Source organism: Rhodococcus sp. NCIMB 12038 (genome assembly GCF_002165735.1).
Taxonomy (GTDB): Bacteria; Actinomycetota; Actinomycetes; order Mycobacteriales; family Mycobacteriaceae; genus Rhodococcus_F.
Map to the genome: position 1 here is coordinate 38,233 of NZ_NHML01000005.1, position 17,766 is coordinate 55,998.

Annotated in this window: 18 protein-coding genes; 5 read left to right on the forward strand and 13 right to left on the reverse strand. The window is 69.7% G+C overall.

Features of this window, described 5'->3' with window-relative positions; genetic code table 11:
- Positions 1-46: 46 nt before the first annotated feature.
- The 4 genes from CA951_RS08460 to pruA are packed head-to-tail and all read right to left on the reverse strand — an operon-like array spanning position 47 to position 4,804.
- Positions 47-1,447 (reverse strand): acyl-CoA synthetase, encoded by a 1,401-nt coding sequence (locus CA951_RS08460; RefSeq protein WP_087556433.1) that lies wholly within the window; start codon positions 1,445-1,447, stop codon positions 47-49.
- 12 nt (positions 1,448-1,459) lie between these two features.
- Complete coding sequence (locus CA951_RS08465; RefSeq protein WP_087556434.1) at positions 1,460-2,134, reverse strand: rhomboid family intramembrane serine protease; 675 nt, start codon at positions 2,132-2,134, stop codon at positions 1,460-1,462.
- Positions 2,135-2,189: 55 nt separating this feature from the next.
- Positions 2,190-3,167, reverse strand: coding sequence for a proline dehydrogenase family protein (locus tag CA951_RS08470; RefSeq protein ID WP_087556435.1), 978 nt, complete (start codon positions 3,165-3,167; stop codon positions 2,190-2,192).
- Entirely contained in the window at positions 3,164-4,804 is a 1,641-nt protein-coding gene (gene pruA, locus CA951_RS08475) for an L-glutamate gamma-semialdehyde dehydrogenase (RefSeq protein ID WP_087556436.1), read from the reverse strand. The genes CA951_RS08470 and pruA overlap by 4 nt, the downstream gene beginning before the upstream one ends.
- Before the next feature lie 159 nt (positions 4,805-4,963).
- Between pruA and CA951_RS08480 the strand changes: the two genes are divergently transcribed.
- Positions 4,964-5,557 carry a hypothetical protein gene (locus tag CA951_RS08480; RefSeq protein ID WP_087556437.1) on the forward strand — a complete coding sequence of 198 codons (594 nt, stop codon included), beginning with the start codon at positions 4,964-4,966 and terminating at the stop codon, positions 5,555-5,557.
- Between the two features lie 4 nt (positions 5,558-5,561).
- Here CA951_RS08480 and CA951_RS08485 read toward each other — a convergent pair whose 3' ends face one another.
- The 7 genes from CA951_RS08485 to CA951_RS08515 all read right to left on the reverse strand — a co-directional run bounded on the left by CA951_RS08485 (position 5,562) and on the right by CA951_RS08515 (position 12,106).
- Complete coding sequence (locus CA951_RS08485; RefSeq protein ID WP_087556438.1) at positions 5,562-5,975, reverse strand: PPOX class F420-dependent oxidoreductase; 414 nt, start codon at positions 5,973-5,975, stop codon at positions 5,562-5,564.
- A gap of 55 nt (positions 5,976-6,030) precedes the next feature.
- Complete coding sequence (locus CA951_RS08490) at positions 6,031-6,900, reverse strand: hypothetical protein (RefSeq protein WP_087556439.1); 870 nt, start codon at positions 6,898-6,900, stop codon at positions 6,031-6,033.
- A 45-nt stretch (positions 6,901-6,945) separates the two neighbouring features.
- Positions 6,946-8,046, reverse strand: coding sequence for a succinyldiaminopimelate transaminase (dapC, locus tag CA951_RS08495; protein ID WP_087556440.1), 1,101 nt, complete (start codon positions 8,044-8,046; stop codon positions 6,946-6,948).
- A 2-nt stretch (positions 8,047-8,048) separates the two neighbouring features.
- On the reverse strand, positions 8,049-8,372 hold the full coding sequence (gene fdxA / locus CA951_RS08500; protein ID WP_087556441.1) for a ferredoxin: 324 nt from the start codon (positions 8,370-8,372) through the stop codon (positions 8,049-8,051).
- A gap of 108 nt (positions 8,373-8,480) precedes the next feature.
- The gene (locus CA951_RS08505; protein ID WP_087556442.1) at positions 8,481-9,251 is read right to left on the reverse strand and encodes a hypothetical protein; all 771 of its coding nucleotides are present in this window, start codon (positions 9,249-9,251) and stop codon (positions 8,481-8,483) included.
- Positions 9,248-11,875, reverse strand: coding sequence for a bifunctional FO biosynthesis protein CofGH (locus CA951_RS08510; RefSeq protein ID WP_087556443.1), 2,628 nt, complete (start codon positions 11,873-11,875; stop codon positions 9,248-9,250). Before CA951_RS08510 ends, CA951_RS08505 begins: the two co-directional genes overlap by 4 nt.
- Before the next feature lie 45 nt (positions 11,876-11,920).
- Positions 11,921-12,106, reverse strand: coding sequence for a hypothetical protein (locus CA951_RS08515; protein WP_015889740.1), 186 nt, complete (start codon positions 12,104-12,106; stop codon positions 11,921-11,923).
- Between the two features lie 82 nt (positions 12,107-12,188).
- On the opposite strand from CA951_RS08515, the gene CA951_RS08520 reads away from it, so the two are divergent.
- Genes CA951_RS08520 through CA951_RS08530 form a run of 3 tightly spaced genes read left to right on the forward strand, consistent with a single transcriptional unit; the run spans position 12,189 to position 14,925 of the window.
- On the forward strand, positions 12,189-12,689 hold the full coding sequence (locus CA951_RS08520) for a PH domain-containing protein (RefSeq protein ID WP_087556444.1): 501 nt from the start codon (positions 12,189-12,191) through the stop codon (positions 12,687-12,689).
- Entirely contained in the window at positions 12,686-14,227 is a 1,542-nt protein-coding gene (locus tag CA951_RS08525; RefSeq protein WP_087556445.1) for a PH domain-containing protein, read from the forward strand. Before CA951_RS08520 ends, CA951_RS08525 begins: the two co-directional genes overlap by 4 nt.
- Positions 14,212-14,925 carry a uracil-DNA glycosylase gene (locus CA951_RS08530; RefSeq protein WP_087556446.1) on the forward strand — a complete coding sequence of 238 codons (714 nt, stop codon included), beginning with the start codon at positions 14,212-14,214 and terminating at the stop codon, positions 14,923-14,925. The genes CA951_RS08525 and CA951_RS08530 overlap by 16 nt, the downstream gene beginning before the upstream one ends.
- A gap of 64 nt (positions 14,926-14,989) precedes the next feature.
- Here the strand turns inward: CA951_RS08530 and CA951_RS08535 are convergent, their stop codons facing one another.
- Positions 14,990-15,832, reverse strand: coding sequence for a uroporphyrinogen-III synthase (locus tag CA951_RS08535; protein ID WP_087556447.1), 843 nt, complete (start codon positions 15,830-15,832; stop codon positions 14,990-14,992).
- A 39-nt stretch (positions 15,833-15,871) separates the two neighbouring features.
- On the opposite strand from CA951_RS08535, the gene CA951_RS08540 reads away from it, so the two are divergent.
- Positions 15,872-16,249 (forward strand): VOC family protein, encoded by a 378-nt coding sequence (locus CA951_RS08540; protein ID WP_087556448.1) that lies wholly within the window; start codon positions 15,872-15,874, stop codon positions 16,247-16,249.
- Here CA951_RS08540 and CA951_RS08545 read toward each other — a convergent pair.
- Positions 16,246-17,763, reverse strand: coding sequence for a catalase (locus tag CA951_RS08545; RefSeq protein ID WP_087556449.1), 1,518 nt, complete (start codon positions 17,761-17,763; stop codon positions 16,246-16,248). The genes CA951_RS08540 and CA951_RS08545 overlap by 4 nt on opposite strands.
- Between the last annotated feature and the right edge of the window lie 3 nt (positions 17,764-17,766).

The window sequence follows — 17,766 nt, forward strand, 5'->3', positions numbered from 1 at the left end:
CCTGCCAATCCGTGTTGGGCCGGTATCGCCCGCCACCTTACCGATTTCAGGACAGCAGCTTCTTCTGCACCTTGCCCATCGCGTTGCGCGGAAGCGACTCGACGACGCGAATCTCGCGGGGCCGCTTGTGCACCGACAGTTCGGTGGCCACGTGCTCGATCAGCGCGGCCTCCGACACGTCGTCGCCCACCACGAACGCCACGAGTCGCTGACCGAGGTCCGGGTCGGGGAGGCCGACGACCGCCGCCTCCCGCACGCTCGGGTGACCCAGGAGCGAGGTCTCCACCTCGCCCGCCCCGACGCGGAATCCACCCGATTTGATGAGGTCCGTGGATTCGCGGCCGACGATGCGGTGGAACCCGCCCGGGTCGATGACGGCGACGTCGCCGGTCTTGAAGAAGCCGTCGTCCGTGAACGATTCGGCGGTCGCGTCGGGCCGGCCGAGGTAGCCGTCGAACAGCATCGGCCCCCGCACCTGCAGACCGCCGATGGATTCGCCGTCGTGGGGGACGTCGCCGCCGCGCTCGTCGCGGAGCCGGGTCTCGACACCACGGACCGGCACACCGACCCACCCCGGGCGTCGTTCGCCGTCGGCCCGGGTGCTGAGCGTGAGCATCGTCTCGCTCATGCCGTACCGCTCGACGAGTGCGAGCCCGGTCAGCTCCTGCACCTTCTCGAACACCGGGACGGGCAGCGGGGCGCTCCCCGACACCAGTAGTCGCGCCCCCGACAGCGCCCGCGCCGATTCGGGGTCGCCTGCGATGCGACTCCACACCGTGGGGACTCCGAAGTACATCGTTCCCCGCGCCGCGGCGTAGGCCGCCGGGGTGGGTTTGACCGTGTGGACGAGCCTGCTGCCGATCCGCAACGGTCCCAGCACACCGAGGATCAGTCCGTGGATGTGGAACAGCGGAAGTCCTTGCACCAGAGTGTCGTTGCGGGTCCACTGCCAGGCGTCCGCGACGGCGTCCAGGCCGGCGGCGATGGCCTTCCTGCTGATCAGGACCCCCTTGGGCGGTCCCGTCGTGCCGGACGTGTAGAGCACGAACGCGATGCTCGACTCGGGCGGTTCGGGGTAGCTGTGCCACGACCGGGCGTGGAGGCGCACCGGAACGACGGGCAGGCCCGCCGCGTCCGCAGGCGCCTCACCGAGCCACGCCTGCGCACCGGAATCGCGCAGGATGTGCTCGAGTTCGGCGGGGCCGGAATCGGGCGGCACCGGCACCGCGGTGACACCGGCGATGAGGCAGCCCACGACGGCGAGGACGGTGGTCGCGGTGGGGGTGGCGAGAATCGCGACCCGATCCGCGCGTGCCACCCGTTCGGCCACGGACGTCGCCGCACCGAGCACGTCGCCGCGCGACAGGGTGGCGTCGCCGATCCGGATGGCGTCGGGAATGTCGTCGCCCTGGGCGACGGCCGGAGGATTCAGAGATCGCAGCAGCACATCGACAGCCTCTCACAGCGCCCGGACGCGGTCGGGCGGGTCTCCCGGCGGCGGACTGACCGTGGCGAGTGCCGCGCCGAGCAGGGCCCCGGTCAGGACTGCCAGTCCGTGGGCGTCGTCGACCACCACCAGCAGGACGCCGGCGAGCACGATGCCACCACTCGCGGTGAGGACCCGCCTGTCCTTGGACTGCATGACCACCAGCCCCGCGAACGACGCGGCCAGCGCGAGCGTGGCACCCGAATTGCCCGCGCCGGGCGACGGGAACAGGAACGCGGTGAACAGGCCGAAGATGATCTGGCTCGCCACGAACAGCAGTACGGCCCGGACTCCACCCCACACCCGGACCGCGAGCGGCGCCACCCAGGCGAGGACGAGCAGGTTCACCACGGTTCCGGCCACTCCCCCGTCCTGCACCGCGACCGACGTGAAGATCCGCCACCACTGGTGGTCCCGGATCTGGTCGGGGTCACGCTCGAGGGCGTCGAGGACGGCGGGAACGACGATCTGCAGCAGTGACGGCACGGCGATCAGCAACCACAGCACCACCGCGGTGCGCGGCGGACGGGTGAACCCCACCTCACCGATGCGCCCCTCACCGGTGTGCACCGATCCGATCAGTGAGGCGAGGACGAGAACGACGGCGAAGAGGACCGCGCTGATCCATCCCGCGCCAGAAGTCGTCACCGCGAAACTCTACAACGGCGCGCCCGCACCGGATCCGGTCAGCGGCCCGCGCCGGTCAGTCCCGGGTGACCACCGAGCGCAGGAAGAACCGCAGGTTCGAGGGACGCTCGGCCAGTCGCCGCATGAAGTACGCGTACCACTGACTTCCGTACGGCACGTATACCCGAACCTGCTTGTCCTGGTTCGCGAGCCGCAGTTGCTCGACGTCCCGGATCCCGAACAGCATCTGATGCTCGTAGGCGTCCGCGGCGCGGCCGGTGCGCCCGACCATCGGGGCGACCGCGTCGATGACGGCCGGGTCGTGCGAGGCCACCATCGGGTACCCCTCGCCTTCCATGAGGATCGTCAGGCAACGCAGATACGAGGCGTCCACGGCGGCACGGTCCTTGAATGCCACGGACTCGGGTTCCCGGTACGCCCCCTTGCAGAGCCGGACCCGCGAGCCGGGGCCCGCGAGGGCTCGGCAGTCGTCCTCGGTGCGGCGCAGATACGACTGCAGCACCGCACCGAGCCATGGGAAGTCGGTGCGGAGTTCGCGGACGATCGCGAGCGTCGAATCGGTGGTGGTGTGGTCCTCGGCGTCCACGGTCACCCACACCCCGGCCGCCTCGGCTGCGGCGCAGATCGTGCGGGCGTTGCCGGTGGCAATCCGCGTGCCGTCGCCGGCGAGCGCCTGCCCGAGCGCCGACAACTTCATCGACACCTCGAGCCGGCGGACCCCCGACGTCGTGTCCGCTGCCTCCGGCAGGGCACCGAGATCGGCGACGAGCGCCAGGTACTCGTCGACCGTCGCCTGCGCGCCCGCCGCGTCATGGGTGTCCTCACCGAGGAAGTCGATCGACACCGACCGGCCCGAATCGAGGATCTCACGAACGGACGCCAGCGCCGACTCCCGGCTCTCGCCCGCCACGAAGCGGTCGACCAGTTTCCGGGTGACCGGGGCGCCGGTGACGGCGCGTTTGACGCGCGACGACCGGGCCGCCGCGAGGATCGCCGGGCGCAGCGGATTCGCCAGGACCGTCGGCGCTTTCATTCAGACCCCATGTGCGGATATCGGTAATCGGTGGCGGGGACGAACGTCTCCTTGATGGTGCGGGCCGACACCCAGCGCAGCAGGTTGAGTTTGGACCCGGCCTTGTCGTTGGTGCCGGACGCGCGGGCCCCGCCGAACGGTTGCTGCCCGACGACGGCACCGGTCGGCTTGTCGTTGACGTAGAAGTTTCCGGCGGTGTACCGCAGGGCCGACGTGGCCTGCTCGACGGCCTGCCGGTCGTCGGCGATCACCGCACCGGTCAGTGCGTACGGGGCCGCCGAGTCGACCTTGGCGAGCACGTCGGCGAACGCGTTCGGGGCCGAGTCGTCGTACACGTGCACCGTCAGGATCGGGCCGAAGTACTCGGTGGTCATCGCCTCGTCGGCGGGGTCGTCCGCGAGGAGCACGGTTGGACGGACGAAGTAGCCGACGCTGTCGTCGTACTTGCCGCCGACGGCGATCTCGAGGCCTGCCGCGCCGCGGGCGCGTTCGATGGCCGCGACGTTCTTGTCGTAGGCGCGCCGGTCGATGAGGGCGCCGCCGAAGTTCTCCAGGTCTGTCACGTCCCCGTAGGTGAGGGCGTCGACTTCCGCAGTGAACGTGTCCCGCATCCTCCGCCACAGCGATTTCGGGACGTAGGCCCGGGAGGCGGCGGAACACTTCTGGCCCTGGTATTCGAATGCGCCGCGGACCAGCGCCGTCCGGAGTACGTCCTCGTCGGCCGAGGCGTGCGCGACCACGAAGTCCTTGCCGCCGGTCTCCCCCACCAGCCGGGGGTAGCCCGCGTACTTCCCGATGTTCGCGCCCACCTCGCTCCAGAGATGCTGGAACGTGCGGGTCGAACCCGTGAAGTGGATTCCGGCGAGCCGGGGGTCGCTCAGCAGCACCTCCGACACCACCTGCCCGCTGCCGGTGAGCAGATTGATCACGCCCGGGGGCATGCCCGCCGCTTCGAGCAGTTTGATCGTCCAGTACGCGGCGACGGTCTGCGTCGACGACGGCTTCCAGATCACCGTGTTGCCCATCAGCGCGGGCGCAGTCGGCAGATTGCCGGCGATCGCGCTGAAGTTGAACGGAGTGATGGCGTAGACGAAGCCCTCGAGCGGGCGGTATTCGAGCCGGTTCCACACACCCGGCGAGGAGATCGGCTGGTCGGCGAGGATCTGGCGGGCGAAGTGAACGTTGAAGCGCCAGAAGTCGATCAGCTCGCACGGTGCGTCGATCTCCGCCTGCTGGACCGACTTCGACTGCCCGAGCATCGTCGCCGCGGCGAGCGTCTCGCGCCACGGCCCGGACAGCAGGTCGGCGGCACGCAGGATCACGGCGGCCCGGTCGTCGAACGACAGCGCCCGCCAGTCCGGTGCCGCGGCCGTGGCCGCCTCGACCGCCGCCGACGCGTCGTCGTGGGTGGCGCTGCGCAGCGTGCCGAGCACGGCGGCGTGCCGGTGGGGTTGCACGACGTCGACGCGGTCGCCGTTGCCGTGACGGTGTTTGCCCCCGATCACGTGCGGGATGTCGACGGGATTGGTGGCGATGTCGGTGAGCGCGGATTGCACTCGGGAACGTTCGGGACTGCCCGGCGCGTACGTGTGGACCGGCTCGTTGGTGGGCACCGGAACCTGGGTGATGGCGTCCATGCTGCCTGCCTCCTGCCCTCAGATCGTGTGAGGAACTGTGACCGGGAACCGCGGCCGGACGGGGACACCCGTCCGAACGGAACCCTCGAGCCCAGGTTAGCTCTGTACGGGGGCAGCCATCCGGTTTTGACGCGCCGACGGGCTGGCTACCATCGGCGCATGGCCGAACGGAACCGCGTGTCACCCCGCTCCGGCATCGTCGCGATTCCGCTGCGCGGCCGGTTCATGGGCAATCGGGGCTGCCTGCACCGCGGGCACTCCGTGGTGCGCAATCACTCCGGCAAACGGTGGATCGTCTGCGTCACCGACTACCCGGCGCGCACGATCCCGCAGTGGAGCGAGGGCCACTACACGGTGCTGTTCTTCCACGACGAGGCGGTGGCGCTGGCCGCCGGGCACCGGCCGTGCGCCCTGTGCAGGCGCGAGCCGTACAACGACTTTCGCGCCGCCTGGCGGTCCGCGAACGGGGGCGCCCTGCCGAGCGCCGACGAGATGGACGCCCGGTTGCACGGCGAACGACTGGACGGGTCCCGTCAGCGAACGCACCGGGCCGCGTGGTCGTCGCTGCCCCGCGGCGCCTTCGTGCTGTTCGACGACGGTCCCGCGGTCGTGCTCGACGACACCGTCGTCCCGTGGTCGGCCGACGGATACGGGACGCCGTCGAACCGGCCGGAGGGCGGCACCGCCACCGTCCTGACACCGCCGTCCACCGTCGCCGTGCTCGCGGCCGGCTACTCCCCGGACATCGCGTAGTCCGCTACACGTCGCGTGCGTTCGAGACGAGTTGGTGGACGTCCTGATCGGTGGCGCCGAGCCCGAAGCTGATGATGCGTTCCGGGCGGATGCGGATGGTCGGGCCGCCGAGACCGTTCGCCTGGGCTGCGTCGGCGTCGAGGGCCTCGGCGCGCCCACGGATTTCGACGCAGCGGACCCGCCACGGGTCGACGGACGGCACGTCGTCCACGACGAACGCCACCTTCCCGTTGTCGGCGACGTTGCGGAACTTACGGCTCGCCGCCATGTTGTAGCCCTGGATGTCGATCGTGGACGTGTCGGGGTTGTAGTGGAAGCCGACGGGACTGACCTGCAAGGTTCCGCCGGGTTGCACCGTGGCGAGCCTGCCGATGCGCTGCGATGCCAGGTAATCGAGTTCCTGCTCGGTGAAGGACATGAGGCCAGGCTAAGACCTCAACCGCGCTCGAGGTCAAGGTTTCCGGCCCTCGTCCTCAGCCGAGGTCGTCGAGTGCGCGCCGGGATGCCTCGACCCGCCGCTCCGCCGCCTCCAGTTCGCGTTCCCCCCGGTGCACTGCCTCCGCCGAGGCCTTCTCCGCGTTCCGGGTGAACTGCCGCTCCTGCTCGGCGTGTTCGAGTTCGGCGCGCAGTTCCTCGATCCGGTGGTCGATCTCGGTCAGCGTGGATCGCGCCTCCCCGAGTTCGGTGTTCGCGTCGTCCAGCGCGCCGCGGATCTCGTCGGCCCCGGACGTGGCGTCCGCCAGTTCCGCCTCGGCCGCAGCGCGTTCGGCGTAGAGATCACGCTCCTGCGATTTCTTCGCCTTCTTCGGCTTTTCGGGTTCGGACTTCGACGGCTCCTTCGCCGCCTTTCCCTGAACGACGGTGAGTCCGGCAGGCCCGAAACCGCTGTAGCTCGCCGCCGTCACCACCCGGCCGCGCCGCACCCGTTCGGCGGTGTCGGCGTCGGCGAGCGCGGCGTGCAGCGTCTGACCGACATCCCGCAGCGCGTCCTCACCGACGGTCCGGCCCCGGTCGGCGGCGAGTTCGCCGGCCTTGCGCGCCAACGCCCGGACCACCTGCTGGCGCTGCGTCGTCAGCCGCCGAAGGTCCGGGCCGGACAGGTGCCGCTGCGCATCGCGGAGGGCGTCGCCGAGGGTGAGGAGCGCACCCACCTCGTCGGGCAGTTCGCGGGCGAGCAGGTTGACGAGCCAGCCGACGACCGTGGGCTTGCGCAGTTTCCCGATCTCGGTGGCCAGGGCGCGGTCCTTGTTCTCCCGCGCCGCCGTCACCTGCGCGGTGCGCGCCTCGACGAACTCACCGGGGTCGAGGCCGTACAGTTCGTCGGCGACGTCGTCGAGGGTCACGGCACCATACTTGCACCGCGACCGTTCCGTCCGGGCCGACTCGGGTCAGGCGAGTCGTTCCACTGCGGCCGCGATGCGTTCGTCGTCGGCCGTGAGCGCGATCCGGACGTGGGTGCCGCCGCCGGGACCGTAGAACTCCCCCGGCGCCACGAGAATGCCCCGCTCGGCGAACCACTCGACGGTGTCCCGGCAGGCTTCGCCGCGGGTCGCCCACAGGTACAGCCCGGCCTCGGAATCGTCGACGGTGAATCCGGCGCCGCGCACCGCTGCGAGAAGGATCTCGCGGCGACGGCGGTACCGCTCACGCTGCTCGTTCTCGTGGTCGTCGTCGCTGAGCGCGGCGGTCATCGCCGACTGGATCGGCAACGGCACCATCATGCCCGCGTGCTTGCGGACCTCGAGAAGTTCGGCGACCAACGCCGGGTCACCGGTGACGAAGCCCGCGCGGTAGCTCGCGAGGTTGGACGTCTTCGACAGCGAATGCACCGCGAGGAGACCGGTGAGATCGCCGTCGTTCACCCGCTCGTCGAGGATGGAGAGCGCTTCCCCTTCCCAGGTCAACCCCAGGTAGCACTCGTCGGACGCCACGATGGCGCCCCGGGTGCGCGCCCAGTCGACCACCTTGCGCAGATGCTCGAGGCCGAGCACCTTGCCGGTCGGATTGGACGGCGAGTTCACGAAGATCAGCGACGCGCCCTCGGGGCCGAGCCGGTTCAGGCCGTCGGTGCGGATCACCCGCGCACCCGCGAGGAGCGCACCCACCTCGTAGGTGGGGTACGCCAGCTCCGGAATGACCACGAGGTCGTCGGCGCCGAGCCCGAGAAGGCGTGGCAGCCAGGCGATGAGCTCCTTCGTGCCGATCGCGGGCAGCACCGCCGCCGGATCGATGCCGGTGATTCCGTAGCGGCGGCGCAGCGCCTCGACCGCGGCGTTGCGGAGTTCGTCCGTGCCGTGCGTCGTCGGATATCCCGGAACCGCAGCGACCGCGGTCAGCGCCTCCTGGATGATCGGGGCCACCGGATCGACGGGGGTTCCCACCGACAGGTTGACGATGCCACCCGGGTGGGCGAAGGCCTTCGCCTTCGCCGACTCGAGCGAGTCCCACGGAAAGTCGGGAAGTGCTGCGGCTACCGGGATACGAGGCACATCTAGTCCTCGCCCATGGGGGGCAGCGCCTTGACGAACGGCGGGTCGTAGTCGACCTTGCCCAGCTTCGCCGCGCCGCCGGGGGAACCGAGGTCGTCGAAGAAGTCGACATTCGCGGAAATGTAGCCGTTCCACTGGTCCGGAACGTCGTCTTCGTAGAAGATGGCTTCGACGGGGCAGACGGGTTCACAGGCGCCGCAGTCCACGCATTCGTCCGGATGGATGTAGAGCATCCGCCCGCCCTCGTAGATGCAGTCGACAGGGCATTCCTCGATACACGCCTTGTCCAGCACATCCACGCACGGTTCAGCAATCGTGTAGGGCACTGCCGCTCTCCCTGCCTTTCTGACACGAGTTAGCACGAGGTACGGGCCGCTTGTACCTCGTGGAAGAAATCATTATCGCCTGCCCGGCGGACCCCTCTGCGGTGAGGGTTACCTGACCCGACGGATCGTCGCGGGCATCGGCGCCCGGTTCGCAATCCGTTTCTCGGCTTGTTTTACGGCTCTCACCAGCGCGCCCCGTTCGCCGAGATACCCGGCCACCACACCGACCACCGGGATGTTGCCCAGCAGCGCGTAGGTCCCGCCCGGTTGCGGGCGTTTGTCTAGTTCGTCACTGAGCGCCCGCACCGTGCCCGCGGTGCGCCACAGCGCGCCGATCAGCCCGAACGGGCGCCACACCGAGGCACCGTCCGCCGAATCGGATGGCGGGGTCGCGCGGGCGAGCACCGCGGACGCGTCCGTCTCACGGCGGCAGAGCACGGACGCCAGCAGGTCCACCTGCTCGGACCGGTCGGTGACGCCGTGCTCCCGGGCCACGGCGACGAGCACGACGGCCTGATTCGCGAATCCGAGCACGTCCTGGATCGGGAGCCGGTTGAGGAGAACACCGAACATGCCCGGGGACGCGACCGCGATCGTGTTCAGCGCACCGATCCGCGTCACCCACCACCGTGCCCGCTCGTCGTCGCTCGCCTTCTCCCACGACGCCGTTCCCGGGAACCGCACGGTGTCGAGCACCCACGCGAGGCCGTCGAGCAGTGCCTCCGCGGCGCCCCGTTCCTCCGCTGCCGGGGTGAACGTCCGGCCCTTGATACCGAACGGATCCGTGAGGGCCAGATCGAGCACGGGGTTGATGCCGCGTGCGGCGCGGTCCAGGATGCCGACGACCGTGTCGTCGCCCAGCCGATGTGTCTCGCTCATGCGGCCGGCGACCGTCCCTCGCGCCGGGCGTGTGTGGTGGTGCGTTCGTGGGCCGGGCGGCCGATGCCCTCGGCGATGGCCCGCAACTCGGCGACGGTCTTCTCCGATCCGTGCTCGGAACCCGCCATCCGGGAGATGGTCTCCTCCATCAACGTGCCGCCGAGATCGTTCGCCCCGCCCCGCAACATCACCTGGGTGCCGGTCACCCCCAGCTTGACCCAGCTGGTCTGAATGTTCGGGATCCGCCCGTGCAGCATGATCCGGGCCAGCGCGTGCACCGCCCGGTTGTCCCGGTTGGTCGGACCCGGCCGCGACGCCCCCGCCAGATACAGCGGCGCACTCTGATGCACGAACGGCAACGGCACGAACTCGGTGAACCCCCCGGTGCGGTCCTGAATAGAGGACAGCACCCGCAGATGCCCCACCCAATGCTTCGGGTTGTCGACGTGCCCGTACATCATCGTCGAACTCGACCGCAGCCCCACCTCGTGCGCCGTGGTCACCACCTCCACCCACGTCGCGGTCGGCAACTTCCCCTTCGTCAGCACCCACCGCACCTCGTCGTCGAGGATCTCCGCCGCCGTCCCGGGAATGGTGTCCAGACCCGCCTCCCGCAACTCCGTCAACCAGTCCCGGATGCTCTGCCCGCCCCGGGAGGCGCCGTTGACGATCTCCATCGGCGAGAACGCGTGCACATGCATCGACGGGACCCGCTTCTTCACCGCCCGCACCAGATCCGCGTACCCGGTCACCGGGAGTTCCGGGTCGATACCGCCCTGCATGCACACCTCCGTCGCCCCCGCGACGTGCGCCTCCCACGCCCGGTCCGCGACCTCGTCGGTGGACAGGGTGAACGCGTCCGCGTCGCCCTTGCGCTGCGCGAACGCACAGAACCGGCACCCGGTGTAGCAGATGTTGGTGAAATTGATGTTCCGGTTCACCACATACGTGACCTCGTCCCCGACCGCATCCTTACGCAGCGCATCCGCCAACGCGACCACCGCCTCGAGTCCCGCCCCGTCCGCGGTCGCCAACGCCAGGTACTCGTCATCGGACAGCCCCGCCGGGTCGCGTTCGGCGCTGCGCAGCGCCGCCAGGACGTCGGTGTCCACCCGCACCGGGCCGGACAACTCCAGCACCTGCTCGCGGACGGTCTCCCAGTCCCCGAACGCGCTGCCCAGATCGCTGCGGGTGTCGGTGTTGCGGCCGGCGGTGTCGATCTCGGTGTTCAGGTCCACCCGCCCCGCCGACTCCCACGACTCGTCCGGCTCCTGCCACGGCAACCCGACCGGTGTGGTGTCGGGCTTGGCGAGCCCGGTCTGCGGGTCGGAGAGGGCGTGCACGTGCCCGAGGATCCGCGGATCGATCCACGGCGCCCCGGCCAGCACGAACTGCGGCTGCGCCGCGGTGCGTTCGGTGAGTTCGAACCCGGCGGCCGCGGTGATCTCGGCCAGGGTGTCCAGGTTCGGCCACGGCCGCTCCGGGTTCACATGATCCGGGGTCAGCGGCGACACCCCACCCCAGTCGTCGACCCCCGCCCCCAGCAGCGCGGCGCATTCGGTGGTCGACACCAGATTCGGCGGCGACTGGATCCGCATCCCCGGGCCCAGCAGCAACCGGGACACCGCGATCGTCGCGGTGAACTCCTCGAGACCGGCGTCGGGGGTATCGCGCATCGCGGTGTCCGGCTTGGCCAAAAAGTTCTGCACGATCACCTCCTGGACGTGCCCGAACGCCTTGTGCGACTTCCGGATCGCCATGATCGACTCGGCCCGCTCCCGGACCGTCTCGCCGATGCCCACCAGAATCCCGGTGGTGAACGGCACACTGAGCCGGCCGGCGTCGGTCAGGGTGCGCAGCCGCACCGCCGGATCCTTGTCCGGGCTGCCGTAATGGCATTCGCCCTTGTCGGTGAACAGCCGGGTGGAGGTGGTTTCGAGCATCATCCCCATCGAGGGGGCCACCGGCTTGAGCCGGGAGATCTCCTCCCAGCTCATCACACCCGGGTTCAGGTGCGGCAGCAGCCCGGTCTCCTCGAGCACCCGGATCGACATCGCCCGCAGGTAGTCCAGCGTCGAGTCGTAGCCCCGCTCGTCGAGCCACTGCTTGGCCTCCGGCCACCGATCCTCCGGCCGGTCACCCAGCGTGAACAGGGCTTCCTTGCAGCCCAATTCGGCGCCCTGACGGGCGATCTCGAGGACCTCGTCCGGTTCCAGGTACGCCCCGCGCCCCTCCGCCCGCAACTTGCCCGGCGCCGTCACGAACGTGCAGTAATGGCACCTGTCCCGGCACAACCGGGTCAACGGGATGAACACCTTCCGCGAATACGTGACCGCCTTCGGCCGACCCGCCGCCAGCAACCCGGCATCGCGGACCTTCGCCGCCGACGAACACAGATCCACCAGATCCTCGCCGCGGGCCTGCAACAACACCGTCGCCTCGTCCACGTTCAGCGTGGCACCGTCCCGGGCACGTCGCAGCACCCGCCGCATCGCGGACGCGGACGGGGCCGCTTCCTGCGCCGATACGCCGGACGGGGGTGCCGCCGGAACACCCGGCATGGGAAGCATCGTGGGCCGGCCGGACTCTTCACCTGAATGGGTCACCCAGCGATCATGCGCCATCGACGACGAGCCGTGCCACCCAGACTCCGTGAGCGGCGGGGATCGCTACCCGCGCGGGTAGTCCTCGTCGACCGGAACCGCCCGGCTCTGCTCGGCGGCGTCCGCCTCGTTCACCTCCAGCGACGACACTTCTTCGACCTCGTCGGAGTTGTCGTCGTCGACGGCGATCTCCTGCTCGAGCCGGTCCGCCTCGGGAACCTCCGGAGAATCGGCCGCATCGAATGACGTCATGTCTGCGCTCCTTTCGCTTCGGGGTTCCTCCCACCATAGGTCCGTTCTCGACAGAATGGCGGGGCACGGCCAAAGTAGGGGCATGAGTGTGCCCACCACCGTCACCATGGCGGAGCCGCTGTGGCGGCCCAGCCCCAAAGCCAAGCAGCTGTGGGCAATCAACGCTGCCCTCCTCTGGTTTCCCGTCTTCGTCGTGCAGGCCGTCGCGCTCGTCTTCCACTGGTGGCCCGTGTGGGTACATCTCACGGTCCTCGCGATCACCGTCGTGCTCGCGATCGTCCACGTCGCTGTCGTCCCCTTCTGGCGGTACCGGGTGCATCGGTGGGAGATCAGCGACACCGCGGTCTACACGCGAAGCGGCTGGTTCACCCAGGAACGGCGCATCGCGCCCATCTCCCGCATCCAGACCGTCGACACCGAACGCGGACCCATCGACCGCATGCTGGGGCTGGCGACCGTCACCGTCACGACGGCGTCGTCCGCCGGTGCCGTCAAGATCGCCGCCCTCGATCAGGGCACCGCCGACCGCACCGTCGCGCGGCTCACCGAGATCGCGGGCACCAACGTCGGTGACGCCACATGAGTGCGGCACCGGAACCGGGCGTCGCTCCGCCGATCGCGCAGGGCGAGGCGGCGGTCGCGGCGGAGGAGGAGCAGCCCTGGCTGCGCCTGGACCGTCGGATGCTGCTGGTCCACCCCGTCAACGAGATCGTCAAACTCCTGCCGGTGCTGCTGATTTCGCTGGTGATCGGCACCCAGAGCGGCAACCACGTGTGGAGTCTCGTCGCCATCGTCGTGTTCGTGGTGTTCGGCGTCTCGCGCTGGTTCACGACGAGTTACCGCATCGGCCCGGTCCACGTGCAACTGCGGCAGGGCCTGTTCAACAAACGCCTGCTGTCCGTACCGCGCAACCGGATCCGCTCCGTCGACGTGGAGGCGGGGGTGCTGCATCGGCTGCTCGGGCTGTCGATCGTGCGCATCGGCACCGGCCGGCAGGTGGGGGCCAAGCCGGATGCGGCGAAGTTCGAACTCAACGCCCTCTCCACCGGGCTGGTGCCCGACCTGCGCGCCGCGCTCCTCGCCCGTCAGCCCTCCCCCGAAGTCGAGCACACCGCGGTCACGCAGGAACCCGCGGTGGACGAGATCGGCCACTGGACTCCCGCGTGGGTGCGCTACGCCCCGTTCTCGGTGACCGGGGTGGTGACCATCGCGGCGATCGTCGGACTCGCGTTCCAATACGGAATCGGGGCGAAGATCGCCCGCTCGTCGACGGTGGCCGAGGGGATCGAATCCGCCGAGCGCGTCGGGGTCGCCGTGGCCGTCGTCGTCGGCGTCGTCGTCCTCCTGATCGCCGCCAGCGGCCTCGCGTGCGTCCGGTACCTGCTGACGTACGGCAACATGACGCTGACGGACAACGGCCGCACCCTGCACGTCAGCCACGGCCTGCTGAAGACCCGCCAGACCACCCTCGATCGCGCCCGGCTCCGCGGTACGCGGCTCGAGGAACCACTCCTGCTGCGGCTCGCCGGCGGCGCCCGGCTCGATGCCGTGATGACCGGTGTCAGCGCCGAGAGGCGCGAGTCCTCGCTGCTGCTCCCCCAGGCGCCGCGCGCGGAGGCGGAGCGGGTGATGGCCACCGTCATCGGCGACCACCGCCAGGCCGCGGTCCCGCTCACCCCGCACGGGCCGGTCGCACAGCGGCGGCGTTACACCCGGGCCCTGATCCCCGCGGAGATCGCGCTCGCCGCCGCCCTCGTGTTCCTGATCCTCGACCGGCCCGTGTTCTGGGCGGTGTGGGCCGGGATCGCGATGCTCGCCGTCGGCGGGGTGGCGCTGGCGTGGGACCGGTACCGCGGCCTCGGTCACGCCGTGCTGCCCGGGTGGTTGATCACCCGCAGCGGCTCCCTCGACCGCGCCCGGGTCAGTCTCGAGGCCGACGGCATCATCGGCTGGACCGTCCGCCAGACGTTCTTCCAGCGGCGGGCAGGAGTGGCGACCGTCATCGCCGCGACCCCCGCAGGCACTGGAAAATACCTGGTGATCGACCTGCCTGCCGATCAGGCGTGGTCGCTCATCGAGTCGGTGGCCCCCGGCGGAGGTGACGTGTGGGCGCGCCGCTGAACGACATCGCCGGTCTCGACGCCCACCTGATCGACTGCCGGGCGTGCCCCCGCCTCGTCGAGTGGCGGGAGACCGTCGCACGCGAGAAGCGCGCGTCGTTTCGCGACGAAACCTATTGGGGCCGGCCGGTTCCCGGATTCGGTCCGGCCGACGCGTCCCTGCTGATCGTCGGTCTCGCGCCCGCCGCGCACGGCGGGAACCGGACCGGGCGCATGTTCACCGGCGACCGCAGCGGCGACTTCCTGTACGCCGCCCTGCACGCCGTGGGTCTCGCGAGCCAGCCGACGGCCACCCGCATCGGCGACGGCCTCGAACTGTTCGGCGTCCGGATCACGTCCCCGGTGCACTGCGCGCCGCCCGCGAACAAGCCCACCCCTCAGGAACGCGACAACTGCCGGCACTGGCTCGACGCCGAACTACGCATCCTGCAACCCGGCCTGCGGTCGGTGATCGTGCTCGGCGGGTTCGGCTGGCAGTCGCTGCTCCCGGTCCTCGACGACGCCGGCTGGGCCGTCCCCCGGCCGCGACCCAAGTTCGGGCACGGCGCGCACGTCGAATTGGCCGGCACCGAACGTCCCCTGCACCTGTTCGGGTGCTATCACGTCAGCCAGCAGAACACGTTCACCGGCCGGCTGACCCCCGCCATGCTCGAGTCGGTGCTCTCCGACGCCGCACGCGTGGCCGGGCTGCTCGACTGATTTCGGGCGCCCGACCGCCGGGCGAACGGTACATCCGACGCGTCAGAAGCGCCGAAAGCGCCGTTCACCCCGCATGCCGCCGCTTCGGGAGTTCCTCGATGATGTATTTGGCCATGCTGCCGAGCCGGGGGCGGGCGGGTTGCATGGTGTCCACACCGAGGACGGTGAGCGGCGACGCCGTGACGGATCCGACGCAGACGGGTGCGACCGGACCGTGGAACGCCTGCAGGAGGGCATCGACCCGGTCGGTGTCCTTCGCGGTGCTGAGCAACGAGGACACGGCGGGTGCGCTGGTGAAGGTGACGGCGTCGACCTCGGCGCGGACGATCCGGTCGAGCAGCGTCAGCAGTGGCTGCTGGTTCTCGGGCCGGATCCACCGGTACACCGACACGGCTGTCGTCTCGGCCCCGGCGCCGGCGAGGGAGACGCTGAGGTCGGTCATCGGTTCCCATTCGGTGATGGTGCCGTGCAACTGGACCACGACGCGCAGTCCGCGCACCCCCTCGGCCACGAGGTGGTCGTGCACTTCCTCGGACGATTCGGTGTCGGGCGACCACTCCTCGCGCAGGCCTGCGCCGCGGACGGCGCCCTTCGCCTTGGGGCCGCGGGTGATGATCCGCGCCGATTGCAGGGCGGTGAGCAGCGCGTCTTCCTCGTCCCAGGCCCGTGCCGCGTCCAGCCATCCCCGGAATCCGACCGCGGTGCTCACGACGAGGAGGTCCGGCGGCGACGCGATGATCTCGGCGGTGCGGGCGCGCAGATCGGAGTCGTCGACGAGCGGAAGCACGTGGATGGCCGGGGTGTGGACGATGGCGGCGCCGTGCCGTTCGAGCAGCGTGATGAACTCGGCGGCCCGCCGTTCGGCGGTGACGGCGATGGTGAGACCGGACAGTTCGTCGTTCGACATTCCCTCAGTGTGACGGACGAATCGCACTAGGCTTCCCACATGATCACAGCTGTGCACACTCTGGTCTACGCCGACGACGCCGAGGCCGCCCGCGATTTCTTCCGCGACGTGCTGGGCTGGCCGCACGTCGACGCCGGCGGCGGTTGGCTGATCTTCCGCACCGGGCCGTCCGAGATGGGAGTGCATCCCACCTCGGACGATCGGGGCGGCGAGCCGTGGTCGACCCGGCCGCATCACGAGATCTCGCTGATGTGCGACGACATCGAGTCGACCGTGGCGGAACTCGAGGCCAAGGGCGCCGAATTCACCCGCGGAATCCGGGACGACCGGTACGGCCTCACCACCTCCCTGAAGATCCCCGGAGCGGGAGAGATGACGCTGTACGAGCCCCGGCACCCGGTGGCGTTCGAGGGTTAGGCCTTCGCCTGCGCGCTGCTGCGCGCCGGATTGGCCTGCTCCCCCGCCTTGGGATCCGTCTCGGACTGCTTCTCCGACACCCCGTCGGCGATCCGGTCGCCGAGCGTCTTGTCGACGTTGCGCCAGTACTCGAACGCCTTCGCCAGGATCGGTTCGCTGACGCCGTTCAGCAGGTGCCCGACGACGTTGTCCACCAGGCGGTCCCGGGCGGCGTCGTCGAGTACCTCACGGACCATCGTCCCGGCCTGACCCCAGTCGTCGTCCTCCTTGTGGAGTGCGTAGGGCGAGCGGACCATGTCGCCGGCGCCGTACCAGGTGGCGGTCTCTCCGACCTGCGACGGATCGGCGTGCGGGCCGCCCTTGGAATTCGGCACGTACACCGGGTCCCCGGGGTTGTGGTGCCGCATGTTGCCGTCCTTCGAGTACGAGCGGACGGGTACGTGCGGCCGGTTGACGGGCAGTTCCTTGTAGTTGGCGCCGATCCGGTAGCGGTGGGCGTCCGGGTACGAGAACAGCCGGCCGATGAGCATCTTGTCGGGGCTCGGGCCGATGCCGGGAACCAGATTGCTGGGTTCGAATGCGGCCTGCTCGATCTCGCAGTGGTAATCGGTCGGGTTGCGGTCGAGTGTCATTCTGCCGACGGGGATCAGCGGGTAGTCGCCGTGCGGCCACACCTTGGTGAGGTCGAACGGGTTGAACCGGTAGTCGTCCGCATCCTTGAACGGCATGATCTGCATCTTCAGCGTCCAGCTCGGGTACTCGCCGCCGTCGATGTGCTCCCACAGGTCCCGTGTGTGGTAATCGGTGTCGACGGCCGCCATCTGGTCGCCCTCGTGCTGCGTGAAGAACTCGATGCCCTGGTCGGTGTGGAAGTGGTATTTCACCCAGAATTTCTCGCCGGCGGCGTTCACCCACATGTAAGTGTGGCTGGAGTACCCGTTCATATGCCGCCAGGTGCGCGGGATGCCGCGATCGCCCATCAGCCAGGTGACCTGGTGCGCCGACTCCGGGGACAGCGTCCAGAAGTCCCACTGCATGTCGTGGTCGCGAAGGTTGTTGTCGGCGCGCCGCTTCTGCGAGCGGATGAAATCCTGGAACTTCATCGGGTCGCGGACGAAGAAGACGGGCGTGTTGTTTCCGACCATGTCGTAGTTGCCCTGCTCGGTGTAGAACTTCACGGCGAATCCGCGAGGGTCGCGCCAGGTGTCCGGGCTGCCGCGCTCGCCGGCGACGGACGAGAATCGGATCAGCAGATCCGTCTTCTTCCCGGGCTGGAAGAGATCGGCTTTCGTGTACGCGGAGACGTCCTCGGTGACTTCGAACCGTCCGAACGCCCCGCCCCCCTTCGCGTGCGGTTGGCGTTCCGCAACGCGTTCGCGGTTGAACTGGGCCATCTTCTCGATCAGGTAGTGGTCCTGGAGGAGGATGGGCCCGTCCGTCCCGATGGTGAGCGAGTGTTCGTCACTCGTGACCGGGATGCCGGCGTCGTCGGTCGTGAAGTTCTGATCGGTCATCGC

Coding starts and splice junctions, on each gene's coding strand:
- CA951_RS08470 (WP_087556435.1), bottom strand. CDS start 3,167: ATGAAAGCGCCGACGGTCCTGGCGAATCCGCTGCGCCCGGCGATCCTC.
- pruA (WP_087556436.1), bottom strand. CDS start 4,804: ATGGACGCCATCACCCAGGTTCCGGTGCCCACCAACGAGCCGGTCCAC.
- CA951_RS08480 (WP_087556437.1), top strand. CDS start 4,964: ATGGCCGAACGGAACCGCGTGTCACCCCGCTCCGGCATCGTCGCGATT.
- CA951_RS08485 (WP_087556438.1), bottom strand. CDS start 5,975: ATGTCCTTCACCGAGCAGGAACTCGATTACCTGGCATCGCAGCGCATC.
- CA951_RS08505 (WP_087556442.1), bottom strand. CDS start 9,251: ATGAGCGAGACACATCGGCTGGGCGACGACACGGTCGTCGGCATCCTG.
- CA951_RS08510 (WP_087556443.1), bottom strand. CDS start 11,875: ATGGCGCATGATCGCTGGGTGACCCATTCAGGTGAAGAGTCCGGCCGG.
- CA951_RS08515 (WP_015889740.1), bottom strand. CDS start 12,106: ATGACGTCATTCGATGCGGCCGATTCTCCGGAGGTTCCCGAGGCGGAC.
- CA951_RS08520 (WP_087556444.1), top strand. CDS start 12,189: ATGAGTGTGCCCACCACCGTCACCATGGCGGAGCCGCTGTGGCGGCCC.
- CA951_RS08525 (WP_087556445.1), top strand. CDS start 12,686: ATGAGTGCGGCACCGGAACCGGGCGTCGCTCCGCCGATCGCGCAGGGC.
- CA951_RS08535 (WP_087556447.1), bottom strand. CDS start 15,832: ATGTCGAACGACGAACTGTCCGGTCTCACCATCGCCGTCACCGCCGAA.
- CA951_RS08540 (WP_087556448.1), top strand. CDS start 15,872: ATGATCACAGCTGTGCACACTCTGGTCTACGCCGACGACGCCGAGGCC.
- CA951_RS08545 (WP_087556449.1), bottom strand. CDS start 17,763: ATGACCGATCAGAACTTCACGACCGACGACGCCGGCATCCCGGTCACG.